This is a genomic window from Burkholderia sp. COPS (assembly GCF_019425585.1).
In the GTDB taxonomy this organism is placed as follows: domain Bacteria; phylum Pseudomonadota; class Gammaproteobacteria; order Burkholderiales; family Burkholderiaceae; genus Burkholderia; species Burkholderia cepacia.
The window spans coordinates 165,521-181,499 of the sequence record NZ_WIXR01000037.1 but is presented as its reverse complement, the minus strand read 5'-3'; the positions used below and the strand labels follow the sequence as shown (position 1 = coordinate 181,499).

The following is a 15,979-nucleotide window of genomic DNA, read 5'->3' as shown; positions in this document are numbered from 1 at the left end:
GCGATGCGCTTGATGCGCTTGATGCGCGCGATGCGGCACCCGACAGTCAACGAGGAGGCAACCCCATGGCAATCCTGATTCGCGGCGGCACCGTGGTCGATGCGGACCGCTCCTATCGCGCCGACGTTCTGTGCGCGGACCCTGAAGACGGCGGCACGATCCTCCAGATCGCCGAGCAGATCGACGCGCCGGCCGGCGCGAGCGTCGTCGACGCGCACGACCAGTACGTGATGCCGGGCGGCATCGATCCGCATACGCACATGGAACTGCCGTTCATGGGCACGACCGCGAGCGACGATTTCTACTCGGGCACGGCCGCCGGGCTCGCCGGCGGCACGACGAGCATCATCGACTTCGTGATCCCGAGCCCGAAGCAGCCGCTGATGGACGCGTTCCGCGAATGGCGCGGCTGGGCCGAGAAGGCGGCGGCCGACTACGGCTTCCACGTGGCCGTGACGTGGTGGGACGAGAGCGTGCATCGCGACATGGGTACGCTCGTGCGCGAGCACGGCGTGTCGAGCTTCAAGCACTTCATGGCGTACAAGAACGCGATCATGGCCGACGACGAGGTGCTCGTGAACAGCTTCTCGCGTTCGCTCGAACTCGGCGCGCTGCCGACCGTGCACGCCGAGAACGGCGAGCTCGTGTTCCAGCTGCAGAAGGCGCTGCTCGCGCGCGGGATGACGGGGCCGGAGGCGCATCCGCTGTCGCGGCCGCCGGAGGTCGAGGGCGAGGCCGCGAACCGCGCGATCCGCATCGCGCAGGTGCTCGGCGTGCCCGTGTACATCGTGCACGTCTCCGCGAAGGACGCGGTGGATGCGATCACGCGCGCACGCAGCGAGGGGCTGCGCGTGTTCGGCGAGGTGCTGCCGGGCCACCTGGTGATCGACGAGGCCGTTTATCGCGATCCGGACTGGACGCGCGCGGCCGCGCACGTGATGAGCCCGCCGTTCCGCTCGGCCGAGCATCGCGAGGCGCTGTGGCGCGGGCTGCAGGCGGGGCAACTGCATACGACGGCGACCGACCACTGCGTGTTCTGCGCGTCGCAGAAGGCGATGGGCCGCGACGATTTCACGAAGATCCCGAACGGCTGCGGCGGGGTCGAGGATCGCATGTCGGTGCTGTGGCATCACGGCGTGAATCACGGCCGCATCACGCCGAACGAGTTCGTGCGGATCACGTCGACGAACGCCGCGCAGATCTTCAACCTGTATCCGCGCAAGGGCGCCGTGCAGGTGGGCGCCGATGCCGATCTCGTCGTGTGGGACCCTGCCGCGACGAAGACGATCTCGGTGAAGACCCATCACCAGCAGGTCGACTTCAACGTGTTCGAAGGGATGACGGTGCAGGGCGTCGCGACGCATACGCTCACGCGCGGCGCACTCGCATGGGCCGACGGCGAATTGCGCGCGGTGCGCGGCGCGGGTCGCTACCTGAAGCGCCCGCCGGCCGCCGGCTACTACGAGGCCGCGCGGATCGCGAACCGGCTGCGCGAACCGCATCCGGTCGAGCGCGCCGGCTGAACGGTGCGTAACGTGTGTAATGTGCGGGGCGTGTCGGGTCGAGCGGCACGCCCCGCATGCTCCCTCTTGTCTTCCCGTGCATGCCGGCACTGCTTCTGCCTGCTGCTCCCCATCCCGCCAGATCTCTCAGTATTTGGGACGGATCGTGGCGTGATCCGGTCTTGCCGATCTCCCGGTATGTAGAAGAACTGAGCAAGTCGACGAAGCACGCGACGTTGCTCGAACGCGGCCATTTTGTTTGCGTTGTCGGCGTGCATGCCGGCGAGTAATATCCACCGACGGCGTTTCGCAGGTATGCCGGGCCTGCCCGCCGAACAGTCCAACAACATTGAGAGCAAGGAGTACGAGGTGGATATTCTGCGCAGTCTCCTGGGTATGCTGTTCCTGCTGCTGGTGGCCTATCTGCTGTCGAACAACCGGCGCGCGGTGAGCGGCCGTACCATGATCGCCGCGCTGTGCACGCAGCTGGCGATCGGCGCGCTGGTGCTGTTCGTGCCGTCCGGCCGCACGGCGCTGGCGGCGGCCGCGAACGGCGTCAATCGCGTGCTCGACATGGGCAATCACGGCATCGCGTTCGTGTTCGGCGGGCTCGTCGACAGCAAGATGTTCCAGCTGTTCGGCGACGGCGGGTTCGTATTCGGCCTGCGCGTGCTGCCGATGATCATCTTCGTGACCGCACTGATCGCGGTGCTGTACTACATCGGCGTGATGAAATGGATCGTCGCGATCCTCGGCGCCGCACTGGCGAAAGTGCTCGGCGTGAGCCGCATCGAGGCGTGCTCGGCCGTCGCGACGATCTTTCTCGGGCAGAGCGAGATGCCCGCGCTCGTGAAGCCGTTCGTGCGGAACATGACGAGCGCCGAGATCTTCACGGTGATGGCGAGCGGCATGGCGTCGGTCGCCGGCTCGGTGCTGGTCGGCTATGCCGGCCTCGGCGTGAAGATGGAATACCTGCTCGCCGCGTCGTTCATGGCGGTGCCCGGCGGCCTGCTGTTCGGCAAGCTGCTGTTTCCGACGGTCGAGCCGAGCCGCGTCGTGGTCGACGGGCTCGATTTCGACGACAAGCACGCCGCCAACGTGATCGAGGCGGCGGCGTCGGGCGCGTCGGTCGGGCTGCGGATCGCGATCAACGTCGGTGCGATGCTGATCGCGTTCGTCGGGCTCATCGCGCTGATGAACCTCATCGTCAGCGGCGTGGCGGCGTTCGCGGGCTTTCCGCAGATCACGCTCGTGGGTATCATCGGCCACCTGTTCGCGCCGCTTGCGTGGATCATCGGCGTGCCGTGGCACGACGCGGCGCTGGCCGGCAACTTCATCGGCGAGAAACTGATCTTCAACGAGTTCGTCGCGTATGGCGACCTGTCGCCGTACCTGAAGAGCGGCGAGCACGTCGCGGCGGCCGGCCTGCAGGTGCTCGACCCGAAGACGCTCGCGATCGTGTCGTTCGCGCTGTGCGGCTTCGCGAACTTCTCGTCGATCGCGATCCTCGCGGGCGGCTTCAGCGCGGTCGCGCCCGAGCGCCGCTCGGAAGTCGCACGGCATGGCCTGCGCGCGCTGACGGCCGCGACGCTGTCGAACCTGATGAGCGCGGCGATTGCGGGCCTGTTCTTTTCGCTTCATTGAACTTGCGCCTGAACCTGAACGATCGAGGAGAGGCAACGATGTTTTTACCGCAGGAATTCATTCGCCGGAAGCGCGACGGGCAGCCGCTCGATCGCGACGGGATCGCCGCGTTCGTGCGCGGCGTGACCGACGGCAGCGTGACCGAGGGCCAGGTGGCCGCGTTCGCGATGGCCGTGTTTTTCAACGACCTGAGCACCGACGAGCGCGTCGCGCTGACGCTCGCGCAGCGCGACTCGGGTGACGTGCTCGACTGGCGCGCGCTCGATCTCGGCGGCCCGGTGATCGACAAGCATTCGACCGGCGGCGTCGGCGATGTCGTGTCGCTGATGCTCGGGCCGATGGTCGCCGCGTGCGGCGGCTACGTGCCGATGATCTCGGGGCGCGGGCTCGGTCATACCGGCGGCACGCTCGACAAGCTGAGCGCGATTCCCGGCTACGACGTGACGCCCGATACGGACGTGTTTCGTCGCACGGTGCGCGAGGTCGGCGTCGCGATCATCGGGCAGACGGCGCGGCTCGCGCCGGCCGACAAGCGCATCTATGCGATTCGCGACGTGACGGCGACCGTCGAATCGGTCGCGATGATCACCGCGTCGATCCTGTCGAAGAAACTCGCGGCCGGGCTCGACGGGCTCGTGATGGACGTGAAGGTCGGCTCCGGCGCGTTCATGCCGACGGCGGAGAAATCGGCGGAACTGGCGCGCAGCATCGTCGACGTCGGCAACGGCGCCGGCATGAAGACGACCGCGATCCTCACCGACATGAACCAGTCGCTCGCGCCGTGCGCGGGCAATGCGCTCGAAGTGGCGTGCGCGATCGACTACCTGACGGGCAAGTCGCGCCCGACGCGCCTGCATGACGTCACGATGGCGCTGTCGGCGGAGTTGCTCGTCACCGGCGGGCTGGCGCGCGACGTCGAGGCGGCGCGCGTGAAGTTGCAGCACGCGCTCGATTCGGGGGCGGCGGCGGAACGCTTCGCGAAGATGGTCACGGCGCTCGGCGGCCCCGCGGACCTGATCGACGCCCCCGCGCGTCATCTCGCGCGGGCGGAGGTGATCGTACCGGTTCCGTCGCGCGTGAGCGGCGTCGTGCAGCGGGTCGATTGCCGCGCGCTCGGGCTCGCGGTCGTCGCGCTCGGCGGCGGCCGCACGCGCGCGGCGGACGCGATCGACTACCGTGTCGGCCTGACGGCGCTCGCGGAGATCGGGCAGCATGTCGAAGCCGGCCAGCCGCTCGGCCATGTGCATGCCCGCGACGCAGCCGCCGCGGCGCACGCGGTGGAGGCGATCCAGCGCAGCTATGTGCTGGGCGACACGGGCGACGCGCCGCCGACCCTCTATCAGCGGATCGGCTGACCGGTCGCACGGTGCGGATACCGGCGATCGCCGCACGCCACGGGCGTATCGTGGCGGCCGGGTTGCGGCCGCGCCGATGCGCCCGGGCACACAATCGGAGGCACGACGAGATGGAACGACACGAACTGATCGAAGCGGCGAAGGCGGCGCGCGAACGCGCGTATGCGCCGTATTCCCGCTTCAAGGTCGGCGCCGCGCTGCTGGCGCGCGACGGGACGGTTTTTCACGGCTGCAATGTCGAGAACGCGTCTTACGGACTCTGCAACTGCGCGGAACGCACGGCGATGTTTGCGGCCATCGCCGCCGGTTATCGTCCGGGGGATTTCACGCGGCTCGCGGTCGTGGGCGACACGGACGGCCCGATCGCGCCGTGCGGCGCCTGCCGCCAGGTGATCATCGAGATCGGCACGCCGGACATCGAAGTGATCCTGGCGAACCTGCACGGGGCCGTCAGCGTCACGACGGCCGACGCATTGCTGCCGGGCGCGTTCCGGTTGTAACGAACGGCGCGCGACGGCGCGCCGCTCACGTCACGCGCCGTCGCGCGCTTCGCGGATCGGGATCACCGTGCGCGCGCCGCACTGGCGCAGCAGGTCGCGCAGCTCGTTGATGACCGGAAACACCTCGTGGTTCCAGTCGGCGCCCTGCCGGTCATGCGCTTCCTGCTCGCGCTCGACGATCCAGCGATCCTCGCGGAAGATGCGCTCGGTGAACCAGACGAGCAGCGGCCACGCGAGATCGAGCGCGAACGGTATGCCGGGCTTGTGGATCGACAGCAGTCCGAACGTGCGGTTGGTGCGTTGCTCCGCGTCGAGCGGGACGTAGACGATCCACAGGTCCATCACGAGCGTGCCTTCGCTCGAGCGGATCTGCAGTGTCTGGTACGGATAACCGGTGCGCACCGTCATCACGCTCTTGTTCGCCTGCTCGCCCGGCTTCTTGCTCGCGCCGAACACGAGCGCCTCGCCGACCGGCTGCTTGCCTTCCATCCGCGCGAACGTGTAGTCCACCTCGACCCAGTCGTCGCCGCGGCGCCGGCCGACCGAGCGCGCACGCATCTGCCCCATCTGCTTGCGATGCAGGAACTGATGGTTCATGTCCATCAGGTTCTCGTGCATGAACGAGTAGTGGCACTTGACCTCGCGGCCGAAGCGACGCGTTTTGAACGCGCGGTCGTCTGCCGATTCGAGCGCGGGGAACGGCCGCGAGTCGGCGAGCGTCGCGTCGCCCGGGAACACGAAGATCAGCCCGTGCGCTTCGCGGCACGGATAGGCGCGCACGCCGTTGGGCAGGCGCTCGCGGCCGAGGTACGGCACGTCGACGCAGCGGCCGCTGTCGCACGCGTAGGTCCAGCCGTGATAACAGCAGCGCAGCGTCTCGCCGCTCACGACGCCCGCGTGCAGCGGCACCTGGCGGTGTGCGCAACGATCCTCGAGCGCGTACACGGCGCCGGATTCGGTGCGCACGAGCACGATCGGTTCGCCGGCGAAGCGCACGCCGAGCGTCTTGCCGCGTTTCAGCTCGCGCGACCACGCGAGCGGGTACCAGTGATCGGGATGAATCGGCACGCGGCGCAAGTCGCGCACGGCCGCGCCGGAAGAGGGTTCTCCAAGGGTGCCGCTGTCAGGGAAGGGCACTGCTCGCATGCGTGACGCCTCCGGGCTGGACTGGAATTCCGGGCGCCGCAAGATGCGGCGGGGATCTGGAGAAGTCTACGCGAAGTTGCCGGTCGCGGCGGACGCGATGCGGGTTTGCCCCGGCACGGCGGCCGCCGTTTCGTTGATGCAGCGCAAACCGGATCGCGGGCGGCTCGCGCCGGCCCGTGCATGGCCGCACGGGCTTCAGCTGCGCGGCAGGCGTTACCCGGTCAACCGGTCACCCCGTCATGCGGCGGCGTGACCACGTGACCGCGTGGCGGTCACGAGCGCGCATCGCGCCACAGCACCGCGTCGGTGCGGTACAGCGCCGGGAAGTACTGCTTCAACCCGGCGATCTTCGGCATGTCGTTGTACGCGATGTACGGCGCGTCCGGGTGCAGCTCGAGGTAGTTCTGGTGATAGGCCTCGGCCGGGTAGAACCCCTTGTAGTCCTCGACGCGCGTGACGACCGGCGCCGGAAACACGTGCGCGGTGCCGAGCTGCGCGATGTACGCGCTCGCGACCGCGCGTTGCTGCGCGGTGGTCGGGAAGATCGCCGACCGGTATTGCGACCCTTCGTCGGGGCCCTGCCGGTTGAGCTCGGTCGGATCGTGCGCGACCGAGAAGAACACCTGCAGAAGCCGGCCGTACGTGATCTGGGTCGGATCGTAGACGATGCGAACCGATTCCGCATGCCCGGTCAGCCCCGAGCCGACGAGCGCATAGTGCGCGGTTTCGGACGCACCGCCCGCATAGCCGGCCGTGACCTGCTTCACGCCCTTCACGTGCTCGAATACGCCCTGCACGCCCCAGAAGCAGCCGCCGGCGAGCACGGCCGTCTCGTCGTGCGATGCGCCGGGCGTTTCGTCGAGCGTGGGCGCGGGGACGGTGCGCATCGGCTCGGCGGAGTTGACGATGCGCTGGTAGCCGAACACGGCGAGCGCCGCGACGGCGATGGCGCCGATGCGGCGCAGCATCGCCGTGCGCCGTTGCGGCGCGGAACCGCGGGGGGAGATGGTGTTCACGGTGTGCTCCTTCGGAAGGCGGAATGGAAAGCGTGGCCCGGACGCGGCGCCGGTGCGCCGCCCCCGGCCGGGATCAGCCGAACGTGAACGCATAGGCATTCACGCCGGGATCGAGAAACTCGATCGAGAACGTGCGATCGGCGATCGCGCCGGGTTGCCGGACCAGCTGGTACAGGCGTTGCCCGGTCACGGTGCCGTAGCCTTGCGCATCGACGTCGCTGCCGTGCGCGGGGCCGGGGGCCGCGCCGTCGAGCGTCACGCGAAAGCGCACCGGCTTGCCGTCCTCGCCGGGGCCGAGCACCAGGTGCAAGTCGCGCGCATGGAAGCGGTAGACGATGCGGCCGGCGGGTGCCGCGAGCGTCGCGCGTTCGGCGCCGACCCGCCACATGCCGGCGAGGCCCCAGTCGTTCAGATCGGGACGGGCCGGCTCGGCATAGTGATACGCCGCATCCCGCACCACGCCGCCGGGCGACACGAAATCCTCGGCGCGTGCGTAGCCGACGTAGGTCTCGGGCGAGCGGACGTCCGCGCTGTCGGCCGCCGCGAGCGCACCCTTCGCGGGCGCGCCGGCGAGCCCGAGCGGCACGTTCAGCGCTTCCGGATGGCCTGCCTCGGCGAGCAGCGACTGGATCGCACGCTCCGACTCCGCGTACTCGCCTTCGCCGAAGTGGTGACGGCGCACGCGGCCCTGCGCGTCGACGAAGTAGTGCGCGGGCCAGTATTCGTTGTTGAATGCGCGCCAGATCGCGAAGCGGTTGTCGATCGCGACCGGGAAGTCGATGCCGAGGTCGTGCACGGCCTTCTTCACGTTGCCGATGTCGCGTTCGAACGCGAATTCGGGTGCGTGCACACCGATCACGACGAGCCCGTACGGCGCGTACTTGCGTGCCCACGCGGTCGTGTACGGCAGCGTGCGCAGGCAGTTGATGCACGAATAGGTCCAGAAATCGACCAGCACCACCTTGCCGCGCAGGCCGGCCGCCGTCAGCGGCGGCGAGTTCAGCCACTGCACCGCGCCGTCGAGCGACGGCAGCGTGCCTTCGACGGGCAGTGCGGCCGGCGCATGCGTCGCGTCCACCACGCGCATCATCGCGCCGCCGGCCTGCGCGGCATCGGCTGTCGCGGCCATCATCGCGCCGCCAGCACCGTTCGCGACGCCGTTGGCCGAGCCGTCCGCCGCGTGTTCTGCCGCGTTTTCCGCCGAACCGCCGGCCGGTGCCATTGCCGCCGGCGTGCCGTTGGCACGCCCGCCGAGCCGGTCGACGAGCTTCGTTTCCAGTCCGCCCGTCGTGACGGTCGACAGTTGTGCGAGCGCGCCCGTATCGAGGCCGAGCGCGATCGCGCCGACGCCGGCCAGCAGCGCCGCGCCGATTCCGCGCTTGATCCATTCGCCGGCGCCGAGCGAGCGCTTCATCGCGGCGAACACCTTGCCGCCGATCACCAGCGCGACGCCGAGCGACGTCGCCGCGCCGGCCGCATACGCGACCAGCAGCAGCGTCGTGCCGACGCTTGCGCCGCGCAGCGCGGCGCCGGTCAGCACGAGCCCGAGGATCGGGCCCGCGCACGGCGCCCACAGCAGGCCGGTCGCGACGCCGAGCAGCAGCGACGACGCGGGGCCGGCCGGGCGGCCGTCGCGTTGCGCGAAGCCGGTGAGGCGGTTGCCGGCGGCGACGAGCGGTCGCGTCAGGTGCTCGGCGAGACGCGGCATCAGCAGCGTCAGGCCGAACACCGCGAGCAGCACGATGGCGACCCAGCGGCCGGCCTGGTTGGCTTGCGCGACCCAGCCGCCGCCGACGGCCGCGAGCGTCGCGACGACGGCGAACGTGAGGGCCATGCCGGCCAGCAGCGGCAGGCCGGTGCGCATGAACGGCTGGTCGGCGCGCGCGAACACGAACGGCAGCACGGGCAGGATGCACGGGCTCAGGATCGTGAGCACGCCGCCGAGATAGGCAAGGACGATGAGCAGCATGGTGCGTTCTCCAGTCGATCAGGCGTGGGGCCGGATCAGGCGGTGGCGGGGTGGAAGGCGAGGGCGAGGCCGTTCATGCAGTAGCGCAGGCCGGTCGGCGGCGGGCCGTCGTCGAACACGTGGCCGAGATGGCCGCCGCAGCGGCGGCAGTGCACTTCGGTGCGGATCATCCCGAACGACGCGTCGGTGTGGGTGGCGACCGCGTGGTCGAGCGGCTTCCAGAAGCTCGGCCAGCCTGTGTGGCTGTCGAACTTGGCGGCCGACGAGAACAGCGCGAGGTCGCAGCCGGCGCACGCGAACGTGCCGTGCCGGTGCTCGTCGTTCAGCGGGCTGGTGTACGGGCGCTCGGTGCCGGCTTCGCGCAGGACCGTGTACTGGGCGGGCGTGAGCCGGCGATGCCATTCGGCGTCGCTGAGGGTGACTTCGAAAGGCGCGGCCGTCTGCGGGGTGGCCGGCGGCGCGGCGAACGCGCGGCCGACCAGCGCGCGGCGGCCGACGGACGACAGGGTCGCAAGCGCGGCGATGCCGGTGGCGCCGGCGAACAGCAGATGTCTGCGGGTGGGCATGATGGGCTCCTGGCAGCAGGTCCTGAAAACATGCGCCAATCGTAGTCAGCGGCCGGTGTCGAAGTCCTCACGGAAAGTTAAATGAATCGTGAAGTCTGGGGTGTTGGGTTGGGGGGCTGGAATCTGTCGAAGCCCCGGCTGGCAAGGGCCTTCGACAGGGGGACCTGTCGATGTTTACCGGGCGCCTGTTCGTGCCGCGATTTTTAGTGTCTTTTTAGTGTTCGTCGAGAGGCGCGGCGAATCCGGAGTTTGGCTTGCCGGTCGAATCGGACAGGGACACGAGCGTTGTTTGACTGCGGTCATGCATCACGCCGAACGTGCGATGCGCGTTGATAGACGGATGAGTTTGCAAGCTAGCGCGACCGACGTGTGGTGCGCGTGTGGACGCGGAAGTTTGGCAGCTTTTTCGTAGAAACTTCAGGGGGCGAGTTAGGACGTGTGCGGTTGTGCAGTGAAAGACGGGCGCGATGCGCTCCGCCGAAGTGGCCCATTTCGAGGCAGGATCCGGCGGAATGAAGGGGAACATAGTAAGGGCCAGGTTCTCCTTCATTTCGGGACTTAGGCGGAGCCTCCGCGTGCGAGGCATCGTGTCCGAAGGGCATTGAGCGCCCCCGCCGTGGCGATCGAAAAACGCTGCCGCCACCGTCTCGGCACCCCTGTAATTCTGGCGCGGGCGACGACGTGTCGGTGGGCGGGTTCATTGGGCATTGCGTCGCACGCGGGCCTGGAGGTTCTTCGATCTGGGCGGGGCGACTGGAGGGGCGGCTTTGTCTCTGGCGGTGCCGAAGCTCAATTGCGCGCGCACATTTAGCGCGGTGACAGGCGAGGGCCTCGGCGGGCCGGTGGCTGAATTCTCTCCGCCCTGCGGAGAGAATTCAGCTGGACCCATCTGATGATGTTGATGGACGTCGACGACCCGCTCAAGCGCGACTTCTACATCGAACTCTGTCGCCTGGAGCGCTGGTCGTCGCGGCAGTTGCAGGAGCGGATGAACTCCCGTTATGCGGCCGGCCTGCGCACCAACCGGCTGGTCGGCACGACGGTCGGTGGCATCTGTCGCCACGGTCGCGATCTACCGCGTGCCGGTCCATTTCACACCGGCTTCGCAGCCGGGTCCTTTCTCTGAATCGAGTGCGGCGCGGTTCACGCGGTACGCGATCCAGAGTCGCGGGCTCAGCGCCGACTGCAGCCGGCTCGTCGTCACGCCCTTCAGGCGATTCTTGACCGACTGACAAAAGCGATCCCTGGACAGCCCACGAGCGCTTTCGAATTCGTGCCGAACCCGAGCGAGTCCAGCGCGTACTGGCCATGACCGTCGGCGCTCTCGAGCAGGTTTGTCGCGGTGCGCGGCACGGGCGCCGACTTGCTGCATACCCCCCCCCTCTCTCTCCATTTTTGGTCAAATCCCGAATTGTGGTAAATGCAAAACACTACGTTGTCTTTTCAGTAGGGTGTATCCCCACGAAATCCGGAAATTTTCGGGAATTTCCCGTTCTTTTTCTGACGAGGAGTGGCGCGGTTGTGTTTGACAAATCCCGTAATTAGGGATTACAGTAAAAACACCTTAGCCAAACCCGTCGAGCAGCCGCATGAACATCCCACAGTTGGGCAGCGATACCGAAGCAAGAAGCGGGGCGAGCGTCGTGCTCACCACGGCGCGCGACGCCGGTGTCGACGTCTGTTTTGCCAATCCAGGCACGACCGAGATGCCGTTCGTCGGTGCGCTCGACACCGTGGCGGGCGTGCGCTCGATCCTTGGGCTGTTCGAGGGCGTGTGCACGGGCGCCGCGGACGGCTATGGCCGCATGACCGGCAAGCCCGCGATGACGCTGCTGCATCTCGGCCCCGGCCACGCGAACGGCATTGCCAACCTGCACAATGCGCGCCGCGCCCGCACGCCGATCCTGAACATCGTCGGCGATCACACGCGCGAGCATCTGAAGTACGACGCACCGCTGACGTCGGACATCGAATCGCTCGCCCGCCCGGTGTCGGTGTGGTATCGCAGCGTGGCGCGCGACGCCGATCTCGCGACGGACACGGCCGACGCGATTTCCGCCGCGATGGGCACGCGGCGTGGCGTCGCGACGCTCGTGCTTCCAGTCGATCTCCAATCGGTCCGGGTGCGCAGTGCGGCGTGGCCCGCCATCGTGCGCCCGGCTGCGGTGACGTTCGATGCCGCTCGGGTCGAACAGGTGGCCGACCTGCTGCTCAGCGGTCATCGCGCTGTCCTGCTGATGGGCTCCCGCGCGCTGTCGGCGCGTGGGCAGCGGGCGGCAGCGCGCATCGCGGCGGCCACCGGTGCGACCTGCTTCAGCGAGACTTTTCCTGCGCGGGCGGAGCGCGGCGGCGGTCTGCCGGACATCGACCGCCTGCCTTATTTCCCCGAACCGGCGCTCGCCGCGCTGGCCGGTCGGCGCGTGGTGCTCGCCGGCGCGCTCGCGCCCGTCACCTACTTCGGCTACGAGGGCATTCCGGGCGAACTCGCGCGGCCCGAGGACATCGTGACGCTGGCAACACCAGGCGATGCGGCGGACGACGCGCTGGAGGCGCTGGCCGATCGCATCGGCGCGGCAACGAACGACGATGGGGTGCCTATCGAACGCTGGCGCGTGGAGGACGGGCCGCTGACGCCGCAGACCGTCGGGCGCGTGCTGGCGAATGCGCTGCCCGACGACGCGATCGTGTCGATCGAGGGCGGCACGTGCGGTTATCCGTTCGTGACCGCGTCGGCGCGCGCGCGCCGTCACACGATCCTCACGAACACGGGCGGCGCGATCGGCCAGGGCTTGCCGGTGGCGCTCGGCGCCGCCGTCGCGTGCCCTGAGCGCCGCGTGTTCGCGCTGCAGTCCGACGGCAGCGCGCAGTACACGATCCAGTCATTGTGGACGATGGCGCGCGAGCGTCTGCCGATCGTCATGCTGATCGCCTCGAACCGGCGCTACGGCATCCTGCAGACCGAGCTCGCACGCGGCGGCCTGCGAGCCGACACGCCGCACGCGAGCCGCCTGACACTGCTCGACGATCCGCCGATCGACTGGCTCGCGCTGTCGCGCGGCTACGGCGTACCGGCCGAGCGCGCGAATACCGTGCAGGCGCTGTCCCAGGCGCTCGACGTCGCGCTCGCGCACTCCGACGGGCCGCGGCTCATCGAAATGTGCCTGCCCTGATCGCGCTACCCGCTGACTTCTTCAATCCCGACTCTGATCTTTCATCGTTATGGACCTGCAACTCCACGGAAAAGCCGCATTCATCACCGGTGGCAGCATGGGCATCGGCAAGGCGGTCGCACTCGAACTGGCCCGCGAAGGCGTCAACGTCGCCATTGCCGCGCGCCGCCTCGAACACCTCGAGGCCGCCGCCGCCGAGATTCGCGCGACGCTCGCACCACTGGGCGACGCGGCCGGCGCGATCCTGCCCGTCACGCTCGACACGACCGACATGGCGTCCATCGAAGCAGCGATGGCGGCGAGCGTCGAACGTTTCGGCCGGCTCGACATCCTGCTGAACGGCGCTGCGCATCCGGGCGGCCTCGTGCGCGCGGAGCTGGAGCACGCGGATCCGCAGGGGCTGCTCCAGGACATCGACATCAAGGTCGTCGGCTACCTGCGTTGCGCGAAGGCGGCCGCACCCTACATGCGGCGCCATGGTTTCGGCCGGATCGTCAATATCGGCGGGCTCACCGGCCGCGGCAGCAAGCAGTTGTCCGGCATGCGCAACGTCGCGATCGTGCACCTGACCAAGACGCTGTCCGACCAGCTCGGCCCGTTCGGCATCACGGTCAACACGATTCACCCGGGCGTCGTCGAGACGCCGCACATTCACGAGCTCTACGAGAAGGAAGCGCAGAAGCAGGGGCTGACGGCCGCGGAGGTCGAGGCCAACTACGTGAAGGTCACGCCGATCCGGCGCGTGCTGCAGCCGGAAGAAATGGGATGGATCGTGGCGTTTCTCGCGTCACCGAAGTCCGGCTCGATCACCGGCGAGTCGATCGGCTGCGACGGTGGGCTCACGCGCGGCATTTTTCTCTGACACAAGGAGCATCGCATGACCGCAACCGTACTGGTCGCCACCGCGGGACAAGGCATCCTGCGCTCGAACGACGACGGCAAGACCTGGCATCGCCTCGGGCTGGACGAGCCCATCGAGTTCGACGGCATCGTGCGCGCGCTCGCGGTGGACCCCGCGACGCCGTCGCGCGTGTATGCCGGCGCCGATTCGGGGCTGTGCATCAGCGAGGATGGCGGCGCGCACTGGTTTCGCCCCGAGAACCTGCTGAACGGGCAGACAGTCTGGTCCATCGCGATCGATCCGGCGAATCCGGCCGTGCTGTATGCGGGCACCGGCGCGCCGTCGCGTGCCGCGCTTTACAAGTCGAGCGACGCGGGGCTGACCTGGGCGCGAACGGCTCCCGAGTTTCCGGAGTTCTGTTCAGGCGTCAATCGTCCGCGGCTGCTGACGATCTGCGTGGACCCGGAAGACAGCCGCAACGTGTGGTACGGCGTGGAGGAAGGCGGCGCATGGCGCAGCCGCGACGCCGGTGCGACCTGGACGCGCGTGGACGGCCCCGGCACGGCGATCCGCAACAGCGACATTCATGCGATCGCCGTGCTGCCCGCCGGGCCGCACCAGCCGAAGACCACGGTGTTGCTGACGGTGAACGCGGTGCACGTGAGCGACGACGACGGCCTGACCTGGGACGGCAAGCTGTCGCGCGACCGCTTCGACGGGCTGTACTACACGCGCACGGTCGTCCCGCTGGCGGCGCCCGGCGGCGACCTGCTGATGGCGATCGGCGACGGCACGCCGGGCACGCGCAGCCGTATCTACCGCTCGCCCGATCGCGGCCGTGCATGGCACGAGACGGATCTGCACACGCCGCCGAATTCGACGTTCTGGGCATTCGGCGTCCATGCGGCGCGGCCCGGGCTCGTCTATGCGGGGACCAAGTACGGGCACCTGTTCCGTTCGCACGACGGCGGCCGGAGCTGGACCAAGGAATGGCGCGATTTCAGCGAGATCACGGCCGTGGCGTGGACGCCGTTCGAAGCGCCGCTCGTCGCCCACGCGCAGTCGACGCATTGAGCGGAGCGAGCGATGACCCAGCCTGACCTCCAGCAACGGGCGGCGCACGCGAACGAAAGCGGGCTGCCGCTGCCGGTACCGCGTGTGCAGCGCACGCACCTGTCGCTGTTCGTGCGCGATCCGGTGCGCTCGAGCATCTGGTATGCCGACGTGCTCGGCATGACGGAAACCGCTCGCGGCGAGCAGTGGGTGTTCATGTCGTTCGGCCAGAAACACCATGACATCGCGCTGATTCGCGCGGCGTCCGATGCGGAACTCGGCACGATCGGCCTGCAGCACTACGGCCTCGAAATCGCGGGCGGCCTGACCGAGCTGCGCCGGCTGTACGGGATGCTGATCCGTCGCGACGTGCCGATCGTGAAGATCACCGATCACAAGGTCGGAATCGGCGTGTATTTTTCGGACCCGGACGGCAACCGGCTCGAATTCTTTTGCGAAACCGTCACGGACGACGAGGAAGGCAAGCGCGTGCTGCACCGGTACAACGCGCCCAGCGATCCCTTTCAGCTCGAGCCGCTGTTCGACTGACGTGCCCGCCATCCATTCCGACACCATCGATACTTTATAGAGGATTACTGATGAGCAAGATCGCCAATTTCGAGGGCTTTCATATCCGCAAGTGGTATACGCAGATCGAGGATTCGCTCGCGAACGAGACCGGCCAGCTCGCGGACGGCGAGCCGCTGCGCAAGATCGTGATCGCCGCGGCCGTGCACAACCCGTATGCGGGGCGGTACAGCGAAAATCTTGACGATCTCGTACGCCCGTCGCCGGCGCTCGGGCAGGAATTCGCGCGACGCATCGAGTCGCTCGCCGACGGCCGCGCGATCGAGAGCTACGGCAAGGCGTGCCTGGTCGGCTCGGCCGGCGAATACGAACACGGCAACGCGTTCCTCACGTCGATCTTCGCGGAGCCGATCCGTGCGGCATTGGGCGGCGGCAAATCGTGGGTGCCGTCGAGCGGCAAGCGCGGCCCGATCAACACGGTGATCGACGTGCCGCTCGCGCACAAGGATGCGCTCTACGTGCGCTCGCACTACGACACGGTGACGTGCCTGTTTCCCGACGCGCCCAACGACGACGAAGTGCTGGTGATCTTCGCGTTCGCGACGCGCGGCCGCCTGCATGCGCGGCTCGGCGGGCTGAAGGCGAGCGAGATCGTCGGCCGCGACGGCCTGGTGTGAAAGCAGGGGCTG

The 15,979-nt window shown here is 68.5% G+C and carries 15 protein-coding genes; 11 read left to right on the top strand and 4 right to left on the bottom strand.

The features are described 5' to 3' along the window. Positions 1 to 65: 65 nt before the first annotated feature. The 4 genes from hydA (at position 66) to FOZ70_RS28135 (ending at position 5,001) form a co-directional block, all read left to right on the top strand. Positions 66 to 1,523, top strand: coding sequence for a dihydropyrimidinase (gene hydA, locus FOZ70_RS28150; protein WP_021156782.1), 1,458 nt, complete (start codon positions 66 to 68; stop codon positions 1,521 to 1,523). A gap of 348 nt (positions 1,524 to 1,871) precedes the next feature. After that, positions 1,872 to 3,146 carry a NupC/NupG family nucleoside CNT transporter gene (locus tag FOZ70_RS28145; protein WP_219707296.1) on the top strand — a complete coding sequence of 425 codons (1,275 nt, stop codon included), beginning with the start codon at positions 1,872 to 1,874 and terminating at the stop codon, positions 3,144 to 3,146. A gap of 38 nt (positions 3,147 to 3,184) precedes the next feature. Beyond that, on the top strand, positions 3,185 to 4,501 hold the full coding sequence (gene deoA / locus FOZ70_RS28140; RefSeq protein ID WP_219707295.1) for a thymidine phosphorylase: 1,317 nt from the start codon (positions 3,185 to 3,187) through the stop codon (positions 4,499 to 4,501). A gap of 110 nt (positions 4,502 to 4,611) precedes the next feature. Then, positions 4,612 to 5,001 carry a cytidine deaminase gene (locus FOZ70_RS28135; RefSeq protein WP_048029016.1) on the top strand — a complete coding sequence of 130 codons (390 nt, stop codon included), beginning with the start codon at positions 4,612 to 4,614 and terminating at the stop codon, positions 4,999 to 5,001. A gap of 30 nt (positions 5,002 to 5,031) precedes the next feature. Here the strand turns inward: FOZ70_RS28135 and FOZ70_RS28130 are convergent, their stop codons facing one another. Further along, positions 5,032 to 6,147 carry an aromatic ring-hydroxylating dioxygenase subunit alpha gene (locus FOZ70_RS28130; protein ID WP_042972892.1) on the bottom strand — a complete coding sequence of 372 codons (1,116 nt, stop codon included), beginning with the start codon at positions 6,145 to 6,147 and terminating at the stop codon, positions 5,032 to 5,034. Between FOZ70_RS28130 and FOZ70_RS28125 the strand changes: the two genes are divergently transcribed. After that, positions 6,146 to 6,400 carry a hypothetical protein gene (locus tag FOZ70_RS28125; RefSeq protein ID WP_155631966.1) on the top strand — a complete coding sequence of 85 codons (255 nt, stop codon included), beginning with the start codon at positions 6,146 to 6,148 and terminating at the stop codon, positions 6,398 to 6,400. The two genes, FOZ70_RS28130 and FOZ70_RS28125, sit on opposite strands and share 2 nt — an antisense overlap. Before the next feature lie 19 nt (positions 6,401 to 6,419). Here FOZ70_RS28125 and msrA read toward each other — a convergent pair whose 3' ends face one another. The 3 genes from msrA to msrB all read right to left on the bottom strand — a co-directional run bounded on the left by msrA (position 6,420) and on the right by msrB (position 9,698). After that, complete coding sequence (gene msrA / locus FOZ70_RS28120; RefSeq protein WP_051392132.1) at positions 6,420 to 7,115, bottom strand: peptide-methionine (S)-S-oxide reductase MsrA; 696 nt, start codon at positions 7,113 to 7,115, stop codon at positions 6,420 to 6,422. Positions 7,116 to 7,236: 121 nt separating this feature from the next. Then, on the bottom strand, positions 7,237 to 9,132 hold the full coding sequence (locus tag FOZ70_RS28115) for a cytochrome c biogenesis protein DipZ (RefSeq protein WP_219707294.1): 1,896 nt from the start codon (positions 9,130 to 9,132) through the stop codon (positions 7,237 to 7,239). Positions 9,133 to 9,167: 35 nt separating this feature from the next. Then, complete coding sequence (gene msrB, locus FOZ70_RS28110; protein WP_219707293.1) at positions 9,168 to 9,698, bottom strand: peptide-methionine (R)-S-oxide reductase MsrB; 531 nt, start codon at positions 9,696 to 9,698, stop codon at positions 9,168 to 9,170. Positions 9,699 to 10,548: 850 nt separating this feature from the next. On the opposite strand from msrB, the gene FOZ70_RS38245 reads away from it, so the two are divergent. The 6 genes from FOZ70_RS38245 to FOZ70_RS28080 all read left to right on the top strand — a co-directional run bounded on the left by FOZ70_RS38245 (position 10,549) and on the right by FOZ70_RS28080 (position 15,967). After that, positions 10,549 to 10,824: a DUF1016 N-terminal domain-containing protein gene (locus FOZ70_RS38245; protein WP_346656418.1), complete on the top strand. Its 276-nt coding sequence runs from the start codon at positions 10,549 to 10,551 to the stop codon at positions 10,822 to 10,824. A 463-nt stretch (positions 10,825 to 11,287) separates the two neighbouring features. Beyond that, a complete protein-coding gene (locus FOZ70_RS28100; protein ID WP_219707292.1) occupies positions 11,288 to 12,868 on the top strand; it encodes an acetolactate synthase large subunit in 1,581 nt (526 codons plus the stop codon). A gap of 49 nt (positions 12,869 to 12,917) precedes the next feature. Further along, complete coding sequence (locus tag FOZ70_RS28095) at positions 12,918 to 13,730, top strand: SDR family oxidoreductase (protein ID WP_021157760.1); 813 nt, start codon at positions 12,918 to 12,920, stop codon at positions 13,728 to 13,730. 15 nt (positions 13,731 to 13,745) lie between these two features. Continuing rightward, positions 13,746 to 14,783: a sialidase family protein gene (locus FOZ70_RS28090; RefSeq protein ID WP_048027898.1), complete on the top strand. Its 1,038-nt coding sequence runs from the start codon at positions 13,746 to 13,748 to the stop codon at positions 14,781 to 14,783. 12 nt (positions 14,784 to 14,795) lie between these two features. After that, positions 14,796 to 15,311: a VOC family protein gene (locus FOZ70_RS28085; RefSeq protein WP_059495588.1), complete on the top strand. Its 516-nt coding sequence runs from the start codon at positions 14,796 to 14,798 to the stop codon at positions 15,309 to 15,311. Positions 15,312 to 15,361: 50 nt separating this feature from the next. Continuing rightward, positions 15,362 to 15,967: an amino acid synthesis family protein gene (locus tag FOZ70_RS28080; protein ID WP_048027896.1), complete on the top strand. Its 606-nt coding sequence runs from the start codon at positions 15,362 to 15,364 to the stop codon at positions 15,965 to 15,967. Positions 15,968 to 15,979: the final 12 nt, after the last annotated feature.

Coding starts and splice junctions, on each gene's coding strand:
- FOZ70_RS28085 (WP_059495588.1), top strand. CDS start 14,796: ATGACCCAGCCTGACCTCCAGCAACGGGCGGCGCACGCGAACGAAAGC.
- FOZ70_RS28090 (WP_048027898.1), top strand. CDS start 13,746: ATGACCGCAACCGTACTGGTCGCCACCGCGGGACAAGGCATCCTGCGC.
- hydA (WP_021156782.1), top strand. CDS start 66: ATGGCAATCCTGATTCGCGGCGGCACCGTGGTCGATGCGGACCGCTCC.
- deoA (WP_219707295.1), top strand. CDS start 3,185: ATGTTTTTACCGCAGGAATTCATTCGCCGGAAGCGCGACGGGCAGCCG.
- FOZ70_RS28125 (WP_155631966.1), top strand. CDS start 6,146: ATGCGTGACGCCTCCGGGCTGGACTGGAATTCCGGGCGCCGCAAGATG.
- FOZ70_RS28130 (WP_042972892.1), bottom strand. CDS start 6,147: ATGCGAGCAGTGCCCTTCCCTGACAGCGGCACCCTTGGAGAACCCTCT.
- FOZ70_RS28115 (WP_219707294.1), bottom strand. CDS start 9,132: ATGCTGCTCATCGTCCTTGCCTATCTCGGCGGCGTGCTCACGATCCTG.
- FOZ70_RS28080 (WP_048027896.1), top strand. CDS start 15,362: ATGAGCAAGATCGCCAATTTCGAGGGCTTTCATATCCGCAAGTGGTAT.
- msrB (WP_219707293.1), bottom strand. CDS start 9,698: ATGCCCACCCGCAGACATCTGCTGTTCGCCGGCGCCACCGGCATCGCC.
- FOZ70_RS28100 (WP_219707292.1), top strand. CDS start 11,288: ATGAACATCCCACAGTTGGGCAGCGATACCGAAGCAAGAAGCGGGGCG.
- msrA (WP_051392132.1), bottom strand. CDS start 7,115: ATGCTGCGCCGCATCGGCGCCATCGCCGTCGCGGCGCTCGCCGTGTTC.
- FOZ70_RS28135 (WP_048029016.1), top strand. CDS start 4,612: ATGGAACGACACGAACTGATCGAAGCGGCGAAGGCGGCGCGCGAACGC.
- FOZ70_RS28095 (WP_021157760.1), top strand. CDS start 12,918: ATGGACCTGCAACTCCACGGAAAAGCCGCATTCATCACCGGTGGCAGC.